Below are 7,187 nucleotides of genomic sequence, written 5' to 3' on the forward strand. Positions count from 1 at the left end.
GTAGTGATTTCAAAAAGTTTCGGCCCGCTACCATGGTCGAATGCCGAGTAGTGATTTAGAGCCTTTGGTCGGGTTTCATGAGTAATAAAAAACCCCAGCCTATCGCAGGCCGGGGTTTCGAGTATTGCGCTGAAGCAGTGTTACTCGACGGCTTTGACCATGTCTTCGATGACCTTCTTGGCATCACCAAAGACCATCATGGTCTTGTCCAGATAGAACAGCTCGTTATCCAGGCCGGCATAACCACTGGCCATCGAGCGCTTGTTGACGATGATGGTCTTGGCCTTGAACGCTTCGAGGATCGGCATGCCAGCAATTGGCGAGTTCGGGTCGTTCTTGGCGGCCGGGTTGACCACGTCGTTCGCGCCGAGCACCAGTACTACGTCGGCCTGGCCGAATTCCGAGTTGATGTCTTCCATCTCGAACACTTGGTCGTAAGGCACTTCTGCCTCGGCCAGTAGGACGTTCATATGGCCGGGCATACGGCCCGCCACCGGGTGGATCGCGTACTTCACGGTCACGCCGCGATGGGTCAGCTTCTCGGTCAGCTCTTTCAGCGCGTGTTGTGCGCGTGCCACTGCCAAGCCGTAGCCCGGGACAATAATCACGGTGTCGGCGTTGGTCAGAAGGAAAGTGGCGTCATCAGCCGAACCCGATTTGACCGGGCGTGCTTCTTTAGAGCCTGCCGCCGCGCCAGCATCCGGCGCATTGCCGAAACCGCCGAGCAGTACATTAAAGAAGGAACGATTCATCGCCTTGCACATGATGTACGACAGGATCGCGCCGCTGGAGCCTACGAGCGAACCGGCGATGATCAGCATCGAGTTGTTCAGCGAGAAGCCGATACCCGCCGCCGCCCAGCCGGAGTAGCTGTTGAGCATCGACACCACTACTGGCATGTCGGCGCCGCCGATCGGGATGATGATCAGCACGCCCAGCACGAAGGCCAGGGCCAGCATCAGCGCGAAGGCGGTGAGGTTGCCGGTGAACATAAACGCCAGGCCCAGGCCCAGCGTGAGCAGGCCGAGCACCAGATTGATCTTGTGCTGGCCGCCGAACTGTACCGGTGCGCCCTGGAACAGGCGGAACTTGTACTTGCCCGACAGTTTGCCGAACGCGATCACCGAACCGGAGAAGGTGATTGCACCAATGGCCGCACCGAGGAACAGTTCCAGGCGGTTGCCGGCGGGGATTGCGTCGCCCAGGTGTTTGACGATGCCCAACGATTGCGGCTCAACCACGGCGGCGATGGCGATAAAGACGGCGGCGAGGCCGATCATGCTGTGCATGAAGGCGACCAACTCCGGCATCTTGGTCATCTCCACGCGCTTGGCCATGATCGAACCGCGGTACCGCCGACCAGCAGGCCGACAATGACGTAGCCGATACCGGCAGTGGCGAGTTCAGCGCCCAGCTTATAGATGAGGCCCACGGTGGTCAGCACCGCCAGAGCCATGCCAAGCATGCCGAACAGGTTGCCGCGCCGCGACGTGGTGGGGTGCGACAGGCCTTTGAGGGCTTGGATGAAACAGATCGACGCGATCAGGTAGAGCGTCGTTACCAGATTCATGCTCATTACTTCTGCACCTCTTCTTTCACAGCTTTGGGCGCTTTCTTCTTGAACATCTCAAGCATCCTACGAGTTACCAGGAAGCCGCCGAACACGTTAACGGCTGCGAGGGCCACGGCGAGCGTGCCCATGGTCTTGCCCAATGGCGTCACGGTGAGGGCGGCAGCCAGCATGGCGCCGACAATCACGATTGCCGAGATTGCATTGGTCACCGCCATCAGCGGCGTGTGCAGCGCGGGGGTAACGTTCCAGACCACGTGGTAACCGACATAAATCGCCAGCACAAAGATGATCAGGTTGTAGATACCGGGGGAGATAAGCTCTTCCATCGTCTGAATCCCTGCTTAGGCGTTTTTGCGGATGACTTGGCCGTCGCGGCACATCAGGCACGCGGCGACGATGTCGTCTTCGAGGTTGAGTTCAAACTGCCCTTCCTTGTTGAAGACCAGCTTCAGGAAGTCCAGCAGGTTGCGCGCGTACAAGGCTGACGCGTCGGCAGCGACGGCGCCGGCAAGGTTGGTCGGGCCGCAAATGATCACGCCGTTTTCCACCACGGTTTCATCTGCCACGGTCAGCGGGCAGTTGCCACCTTGGGCCGCAGCGAGATCGATGACCACCGAGCCGGGTTTCATCTGTGCGACGGTTTCGGCGCTCAACAATGTCGGCGCTTTACGGCCGGGAATCAGTGCAGTGGTGATGACGATATCGGCTTGCTTGGCGCGCTCGTGCACGGCCAGAGCCTGGCGTTGCATCCAACTGGTGGGCATCGGGCGTGCGTAACCCCCGACACCGACGGCGCATTCGCGCTCTTCGTCGGTTTCGTAGGGCACGTCGACAAACTTGGCGCCGAGGGATTCGATCTGCTCTTTCACGGCCGGGCGTACGTCAGACGCTTCGATCACTGCACCCAGACGTTTCGCCGTAGCGATGGCCTGCAGGCCAGCAACACCGGCTCCGAGAATCAGCACGCGAGCGGCTTTGACGGTGCCGGCGGCGGTCATCAGCATCGGCATGAAGCGCGGGTAGTGATGAGCGGCGAGCAGCACGGCCTTGTAACCGGCGATGTTGGCTTGCGAGGACAACACGTCGAGGCTCTGGGCACGCGAGGTGCGTGGCGCGGCTTCCAGGGCAAAGGCGGTGATGCCCTGCCCGGCCAGCTTGGCAATGGTTTCGTTGCTGAACGGATTGAGCATGCCCACCAACACGGTGCCACTTTTGATCAGCGTGAGTTCGCTGTCGCTGGGCGCCACCACCTTGAGGATCAGCTCGGCGCCGAACGCATCATTGGCACTACCAATGGTTGCGCCTGCTGTTTCATAGGCACTGTCGACGACGCTGGCTTTAAGACCGGCCCCGCTTTGTACAGTGACCTTATGGCCCTGGCCGATCAGCTTCTTGATGGTTTCCGGGGTGGCAGCCACCCGCGTTTCACCGGTCTGGGTTTCGAGAGGAACACCAATGTGCACGTCAAATCTCCTGCATGATCTTTTTGCTTTTGATCTTTTTGTAAAAAGGCCAGTGCACCGCGAGTGGCGCAACTGGGGCGGCCGATCAGCACGATCCCGCTGAAATGACAGCGGGGCGCGGCATTTTGCAGGCGAACTTTACGGCCTTCAAGGGATTATGACGGGTGACGAAAAATTAACTACAAGTCACCCTGTGACTGATTGTCGCAACATGCCGAAATAACCTCTTTAAATACAGGTATTTAAAGGGCTCGAGGTGAATGATAGGTGTTTTGCCATGATTGCTGTGAATAGTCGGGCATTGGCCTGTTGGAGTCGCTGTAAGCCACGCAAATCATGGCCTTAAGCCCTATTTTTGATAGACAGGTACAGTCTGTGAAAATGCGACATATACGTATATCTGTAGGATCACAAATTAACTGACTACAAAGTCAATATTGGGGCTTTGGCCTTTAACTACTGGGGCTATAGCGCTGAGATTGGTCAATAAGCCAATCTCGGAACGCGTGCAGCGAGGCTGATTCGACTTTTCTGTCAGGAATCATCAGGTAATAAGCCTTCGAGCTCGTTAGCACCTCAGGGCTTGCGATCACCAATTGATGCTCGTCCAGCTCTCGCTGGATAAGGAACGGGGGGATCAGTGCAATGCCCATGTCGTGCATGGCTGCCTGGGACAGCATCGAGAATAGCTCGTAACGCGGGCCTGTCATGTCGCGAGGGACGTTCAGTTGCTGGGCGTTGAACCATTGGCGCCAGGCATAGGGGCGTGTGGTCTGCTGCAGCAATGGCAGTTCCGCGATCTGCTGCGGGGTGAACCGCTTGCGTTCGCCCAAAAGGCGCGGGCTGCAGACGGGGACGGGATTTTCTCCCATCAGTCGGTGAGATTCGGTACCGGACCAATCAGCGTCACCGAAGTAGATCGCCGCGTCGAACTCGGTATCGGCGAACAGAAAGGGGCGCGTGCGGTTGGTCAGGTTCACAGTCACCTCGGGGTGCTTGCGTTGAAAGTCCTTGAGTCGAGGGATCAGCCATTGCGTACCGAACGTAGGCACTACGGCCAGTTCTATAGTGTTGGCGCCTTGCTGGCCCATGACTGAGAGGGTGTCGCGCTCGACGGCATCCAGCTGAGTTGCCACTCTGCGGCTGTAGGACAGCCCCGCCTCGGTCAGCTTTACCCCACGCCGTGAGCGCCGAAACAGTTCGACACTCAAAAACTCCTCAAGGCTGGCGATCTGCCGACAAATCGCGCCTTGGGTAATGGAGAGCTCGTGGGCAGCCTTGGTAAAGCTCTCGTGACGGGCTGCCGCTTCAAAGCTGACGAGGGCGGTTGTGCTGGGAATTTTTCTGCGCATGTACCTTGTGCTCACATCTAAAGCGCACCTGCGCCACTACTGAGTATTACGAAGTGACAAATTAGCACAAGCCTATGCGGAAACCTCGTTTGCTCTCCCTGCAAGCGCGGCCTAGGCTCCATCCACGACTTCTGAATTTCTGTGCGAGGACTTATTCATGGCTGGCAAGGCAAGCTTTAACTGGATCGACCCGCTGCTGCTGGATCAACAGCTCACTGAAGAGGAGCGCATGGTGCGTGACAGTGCCGAGCGCTTCGCCCAGGACAAGTTGGCTCCTCGTGTGCTGGAAGCCTTCCGCCATGAAAAGACCGATCCGGCGATTTTCCGTGAAATGGGTGAAACCGGTTTGCTGGGGGCGATGATCCCTGAGCAGTACGGCGGCAGTGGCTTGAACTACGTCAGTTACGGGTTGATTGCGCGTGAAGTTGAGCGTGTTGACTCTGGTTATCGCTCGATGATGAGTGTGCAGTCGTCACTGGTGATGGTGCCTATCAATGAGTTCGGTACCGAAGCGCAAAAGCAGAAGTACTTGCCGAAACTGGCCTCGGGAGAATGGATTGGCTGTTTTGGTTTGACCGAGCCTGACCACGGCTCTGACCCCGGTGCGATGATCACGCGTGCGCGCAAGGTGGATGGTGGCTACAGCCTGACAGGCGCCAAGATGTGGATCACCAATAGCCCGATTGCGGACGTGTTTGTAGTGTGGGGCAAGGACGACGCAGGCGATATCCGTGGTTTTGTCTTGGAGAAAGGCTGGAAAGGCCTGAGTGCGCCAGCGATTCATGGCAAGGTCGGCCTGCGCGCCTCCATCACCGGTGAGATCGTGATGGATAACGTCTTTGTGCCGGACGAGAACATTTTCCCGGATGTGCGTGGCTTGAAAGGCCCTTTCACCTGCCTCAACTCGGCGCGCTATGGCATCTCCTGGGGTGCGTTGGGTGCTGCCGAGTCTTGCTGGCATACCGCTCGCCAGTACACGTTGGATCGTCAGCAGTTCGGTCGTCCCCTGGCGGCAACTCAACTGATCCAAAAAAAGCTGGCGGATATGCAGACCGAAATCACCCTGGCGCTGCAAGGTTGCTTACGCCTGGGGCGAATGAAGGATGAGGGGACCGCTGCGGTTGAGATTACGTCGATCATGAAACGCAACTCGTGCGGCAAGTCTTTGGATATCGCGCGTATGGCGCGGGACATGTTGGGTGGCAATGGTATTTCCGACGAGTTCGGGGTGGCGCGTCATCTGGTGAACCTTGAAGTGGTTAACACCTATGAAGGTACCCACGACGTGCACGCCTTGATTCTGGGGCGTGCGCAAACCGGTCTTCAGGCGTTCTATTAATAGGAGGGCGGTATGGGCGCGCTGTCGCATCTGCGGGTACTGGATTTGTCGCGAGTGTTGGCGGGCCCTTGGTCCGGACAGATCCTTGCGGACCTAGGGGCTGAGGTGATCAAGGTCGAACGTCCCGGTAACGGTGACGATACGCGCGCCTGGGGGCCGCCCTTTCTTAAGGATGCTTATGGCGAGAACACCAGTGAGGCGGCGTACTACCTGTCGGCCAATCGTAATAAAGAGTCGGTGACTATCGACTTTACGCGGCCGGAGGGGCAGCAACTGGTGCGGGATCTGGCGGCTAAGTCCGACATCTTGATCGAGAACTTCAAGGTCGGTGGGCTGGCGGCGTATGGGCTGGACTATGAGTCGCTCAAGGTGCTCAACCCGGAGTTGATCTATTGCTCGATCACTGGGTTTGGCCAGACGGGGCCATATGCCGGACGTGCGGGCTATGACTTCATGATTCAGGGGTTGGGCGGGCTGATGAGTCTTACCGGTCGGCCGGAGGGTAATGAAGGCGCCGGGCCGGTGAAGGTGGGAGTGGCGCTGACAGACATACTTACGGGGCTCTACTCCACGGTGGCAATCCTTGCTGCGCTGGCGCATCGAGATCACGACGGTGGGGGGCAGCACATTGATATGGCATTGCTCGATGTGCAGGTGGCTTGTCTGGCTAACCAGGCGATGAATTACTTGACGACGGGGGTCTCGCCAAAGCGCCTGGGCAACGCTCATCCCAATATCGTGCCCTATCAGGACTTCCCCACAGCCGATGGTGATTTCATTCTGACGGTTGGTAATGACGGGCAATTTCGCAAGTTCGCCGAAGTGGCTGGGCAGCCCCAGTGGGCGGATGATCCGCGGTTTTCTACTAACAAGGTGCGGGTGGCCAATCGCGCCGAGCTGATTCCGCTGATTCGCCAGGCTACGGTGTTCAAGACAACGGCTGAGTGGGTGTCACAGCTGGAGCGTGTGGGTGTGCCTTGCGGGCCGATCAATGATTTGGCGCAGGTGTTTGATGATCCACAGGTCAAAGCACGCGGGTTGGCACTGCAACTGCCACATGTATTGGCGGGGATGGTGCCTCAGGTTGCCAGCCCAATTCGTTTATCCAAGACGCCTGTGGAGTATCGCAGTGCGCCTCCTCTTTTGGGCGAGCATACCGCTCAGGTGCTACAGGGTGTGTTGGGGCTGAAGTCTGAGCATGTGGCTTCTTTAAGGGAGGCGGGCGTTATCTAGATGTCCTTCTTCTATATAGAAGATCTCGAATTGGCGGTTTTCTAACTAATTGGTAGGGATAAGAAATTAAAGGTTGACGCCAGATTCTGTGAGCCTATAATTCGCCCCACTTCCGGCGCAGTCGAAACGGAAAACTCCTTGGTAAACAATGAGTTACGCAGTTTTCGGCAGCAGGTTGCTTCAGTTCATCGAAGCCAAAAGGAAGTGGAAAAAGAGGTGTTGACAGC

5 protein-coding genes and 1 pseudogene are annotated in these 7,187 nt (G+C 57.7%); 2 read left to right on the plus strand and 4 right to left on the minus strand.

From position 1 onward, the window contains the following. Positions 1-140: 140 nt before the first annotated feature. The 4 genes and pseudogenes from IQK56_RS11360 to IQK56_RS11375 all read right to left on the minus strand — a co-directional run bounded on the left by IQK56_RS11360 (position 141) and on the right by IQK56_RS11375 (position 4,388). A pseudogene (locus IQK56_RS11360) lies at positions 141-1,576 on the minus strand (NAD(P)(+) transhydrogenase (Re/Si-specific) subunit beta). Then, positions 1,576-1,899, minus strand: coding sequence for an NAD(P) transhydrogenase subunit alpha part 2 (locus IQK56_RS11365; protein WP_005783507.1), 324 nt, complete (start codon positions 1,897-1,899; stop codon positions 1,576-1,578). Before IQK56_RS11365 ends, IQK56_RS11360 begins: the two are co-directional and overlap by 1 nt. A gap of 15 nt (positions 1,900-1,914) precedes the next feature. Further along, positions 1,915-3,036: a Re/Si-specific NAD(P)(+) transhydrogenase subunit alpha gene (locus IQK56_RS11370; protein ID WP_150674602.1), complete on the minus strand. Its 1,122-nt coding sequence runs from the start codon at positions 3,034-3,036 to the stop codon at positions 1,915-1,917. Between the two features lie 452 nt (positions 3,037-3,488). Further along, the gene (locus tag IQK56_RS11375; RefSeq protein WP_122306653.1) at positions 3,489-4,388 is read right to left on the minus strand and encodes a LysR family transcriptional regulator; all 900 of its coding nucleotides are present in this window, start codon (positions 4,386-4,388) and stop codon (positions 3,489-3,491) included. A gap of 157 nt (positions 4,389-4,545) precedes the next feature. Here IQK56_RS11375 and IQK56_RS11380 point away from each other — a divergent pair, with 157 nt between their 5' ends. Both IQK56_RS11380 and IQK56_RS11385 read left to right on the plus strand, forming a co-directional pair. Next, positions 4,546-5,727, plus strand: coding sequence for an acyl-CoA dehydrogenase (locus IQK56_RS11380; protein ID WP_150674604.1), 1,182 nt, complete (start codon positions 4,546-4,548; stop codon positions 5,725-5,727). A 12-nt stretch (positions 5,728-5,739) separates the two neighbouring features. Next, positions 5,740-6,960, plus strand: coding sequence for a CaiB/BaiF CoA transferase family protein (locus tag IQK56_RS11385; RefSeq protein ID WP_193863688.1), 1,221 nt, complete (start codon positions 5,740-5,742; stop codon positions 6,958-6,960). The last annotated feature ends 227 nt before the right edge of the window (positions 6,961-7,187 follow it).

This window comes from Pseudomonas cyclaminis, assembly GCF_015163715.1.
GTDB classification, from domain to species: Bacteria; Pseudomonadota; Gammaproteobacteria; order Pseudomonadales; family Pseudomonadaceae; genus Aquipseudomonas; species Aquipseudomonas cyclaminis.

Excerpts from the sequence above, each read along its gene's own strand:
- IQK56_RS11380 (WP_150674604.1), top strand. The coding sequence starts at position 4,546 with ATGGCTGGCAAGGCAAGCTTTAACTGGATCGACCCGCTGCTGCTGGAT.
- IQK56_RS11375 (WP_122306653.1), bottom strand. The coding sequence starts at position 4,388 with ATGCGCAGAAAAATTCCCAGCACAACCGCCCTCGTCAGCTTTGAAGCG.
- IQK56_RS11365 (WP_005783507.1), bottom strand. The coding sequence starts at position 1,899 with ATGGAAGAGCTTATCTCCCCCGGTATCTACAACCTGATCATCTTTGTG.
- IQK56_RS11385 (WP_193863688.1), top strand. The coding sequence starts at position 5,740 with ATGGGCGCGCTGTCGCATCTGCGGGTACTGGATTTGTCGCGAGTGTTG.